The sequence below is a fragment of the Lachnoanaerobaculum sp. MSX33 genome (assembly GCF_000512995.1).
GTDB lineage: Bacteria > Bacillota > Clostridia > Lachnospirales > Lachnospiraceae > Lachnoanaerobaculum.
The window spans coordinates 1-2845 of record NZ_AZXX01000047.1 but is presented as its reverse complement, the minus strand read 5'-3'; the positions used below and the strand labels follow the sequence as shown (position 1 = coordinate 2845).

The 2845-nt window shown below is 35.3% G+C and carries 3 protein-coding genes; all 3 read right to left on the bottom strand.

Translation table 11 applies throughout. From position 1 onward, the window contains the following. Positions 1-464 precede the first annotated feature (464 nt). The 3 genes from HMPREF1495_RS04605 to HMPREF1495_RS04595 are packed head-to-tail and all read right to left on the bottom strand — an operon-like array spanning position 465 to position 2806. Positions 465-1301, bottom strand: coding sequence for a carbohydrate ABC transporter permease (locus tag HMPREF1495_RS04605; protein ID WP_034212466.1), 837 nt, complete (start codon positions 1299-1301; stop codon positions 465-467). A 1-nt stretch (position 1302) separates the two neighbouring features. Beyond that, on the bottom strand, positions 1303-2217 hold the full coding sequence (locus HMPREF1495_RS04600) for a carbohydrate ABC transporter permease (RefSeq protein ID WP_051402806.1): 915 nt from the start codon (positions 2215-2217) through the stop codon (positions 1303-1305). Then, entirely contained in the window at positions 2189-2806 is a 618-nt protein-coding gene (locus HMPREF1495_RS04595) for a sugar ABC transporter substrate-binding protein (protein WP_256379704.1), read from the bottom strand. Before HMPREF1495_RS04595 ends, HMPREF1495_RS04600 begins: the two co-directional genes overlap by 29 nt. Positions 2807-2845 lie beyond the last annotated feature (39 nt).

Here is a 2845-nt window from a genome sequence, read left to right as displayed (position 1 = left end):
GATAAGTGAAGGGTAATATTTAGTAAAAACATAGTAATAATGAGGCTTTCAGCCACTTTCATGGTGTTGGCATGAATAATCTAGGTTTATGTATAATTAAGAATATAATTTAGTGCATTTATAAAGTAAGTAAGAGATTTCCTTGAAAAGAATGGAAAAGAAAGGTTAAAAAATACTACAGATTCAAACAATTACAGAGTATAGATTGATAAGAATAAAATAATTAAGGTTAATGGAGGGAGAAGTGTTTTTTACTGATATTTAAAATAAAAAGTCGTTTTGAAATTACAGATATATACTACTCAGACAAAATGTTGCTGCTATGTTGTTTGGTATTGGATATTTAGGTAGTATTAGGGAAATATAAAATATTCTGAACAAGCTACAAGACTAGAACGCCTTGTACTTGTCAGGATATCGCTATTTTAAATGGTAAAATTTCATATTTACTGAAAGCCTCTTTTTTAGCCCTTGATACTGTCTCCAAGCAGCCCTTTTATAAGAAATTTTTGAATGAAAATAAATATTATAAGTGTTGGAATCATTGTGATGACACTTGCAGCCATCTGAGTTTCCCATGTGGTCTTATAAAGTGACTGATAGTCTGTAAGTGCCATGGCTACAGTTCTGTTTTCCGGTGACAATATAAATGTTCGGGCAAAAAGCAAATCGCCATAAGCTCTGATAAAGGCAAAAAGCCCTGTTGTAAGCAAACCCGGAAATATCAAAGGGGCAAGAATAAACCTTACGCCTTCAAGCCTTGTAGCACCGTCTATCCATGCAGCTTCTTCAAGTATTACAGGTATATCCTTTATATATGAGTACAAAAGCCAGAGACTCATAGGTAGGCATACAGCTACATTTGCGATAATAAGTGCAAGTTTGGTATCAAGTAATCCAAGATTTTTAAATACAATATATATCGGTGAGGCAAGTATTACCTCTGAAAACATCTGAGTCAGTATTATAATCAAAAGCACGGTTTTTCTAAGTTTAAATTTATACCTTGCCACAGCATATGCGGCTAAAATTCCTATCAAAAGACAAATGATTGCCGAAGCTGTGGAAACATAGAAGCTTGTTAAAAGTGCAGGCAGAATGCTTTTTTCACCTATTAAAACAGTCTTATAATTAACCCATTCAAGTGGAGCCCTAAACCATGTAGGTGGCCATTTTGTTATATCCTCATATTTTTTCAAAGAGGTATTTAACATAATAAATATGGGACTGATAAATATAAAAACAAATACAGAGTAAAAGAATGTTCTTATAGCTTTGAATATTTTTCTTTTTAAAATCATATCAATCCTCCTCCACTTCCAGCTTATAATAAAGCATTGTAAAGATAAACAGTATTATAACTACTACAGAGGAGAGTGCATATGCAGCTCCCAGATTAAATTTTGAGAAAGCCTGCTCATATATTTTCAGCATAAGAGTTTCAGTACTTCTCATAGGTCCACCACCTGTAAGAACAAAGATAACATTAAAGGAATTGAATGTCCATATACCTACCAAAGTTAATGTAACCAGAAATACTCTCTTTATACAGGGACAGGTGATATGAATGAATCTGCTTATAACGCCTGCACCGTCTATCTTTGCACTCTCATAAAGTGAAGAATTTACATTTGAAAGCCCTGCCATAAATATCATAGAGACCATTGGAAGTCCAAGCCAGGTATCCACAAATGAAGCGGCGAAAAATGCCATACCCGGATTTGAAAGAAAGCTTATATTTTCATGTATCAATCCAAGTTTTTGAAGATAGAAATTCAGATAGCCGTAATTTCCATCCAGTATCCACTTCCATATAACGGCTACTGCCACCTGTTGCATTGCCCATGGCAGGAGTGACATAAACTTTAGAAACTTTGAAAAGTACATATCACTGTTCATAAATAATGCCATGATAAATCCCAAAGACAATTTAAGAAAAACAGTAACTACAGCATATCTGAAAGTGAGTGAGAGGGTAGGAAGAAAGAATTTCGCACTGAAAACTTTCTTGAAATTTTCAAGGCCTACAAAGTTCATTTCACCGTTGATAATTGCAATCTTAAAAAAAGACCCCGATATAATGCGATATATCGGGTATCCAAATAATAATGCCACTACTATAAAAAGAGGCAGCAGCAATATATAAGGTTGAAATCTTTTTTTAAAATCGGCTCTATTTGAAGAGACTTTATTTTGCGACTTCAGACTGTGCCTCATCTAATGCCTCTTTTGCTCCCATCTCACCTGTAAGAGCTTTTTGTACAGCTGTGAGGAATGCCTTATTGAAGCTGTCCCAATCTTCTACCTGTGGCTCACTGATACCATACTCTATGCTTGCAGCAAATGCCTGCATAAACTCAGTTTTGAATCTTTCATCCTCAAACTCTTCCTTTAATATAGGGAACCAATCGAAAGCCTCTGATACAGGTCTTTGATATTCAGGCTGTCCCATAAATTCTACAAATTTCCATGCAAGATCTTTGTTCTTGCTGATACTTGAGATAACATAAGAGTCTGTTACCAAGGTTTCAGCCTTTTGCTTACCTTCAGGAAGTACTGCTACCTTGTAAGGTGCTGTATCGGCAGACTTATCAAGAGTTTCCTTCTCCCATGGACCTGATACAAACATTGCAAGATTACCGTTTGCAAATAATGTAGCCTGGTCTCCTCTTGCAGTGCTTACAACATCCGGAACAAGCTTTTCATCATTGAACTGCTTAAGATATTCTAAAGTACCCACATTTGCTTCAGTATCAAATGTAATCTCACCCTTATCATCTACCAAAGCACCACCGTTTTGATATATAAACCTAGATTATTCATGTCAATGCCATGAAAGTGGCTT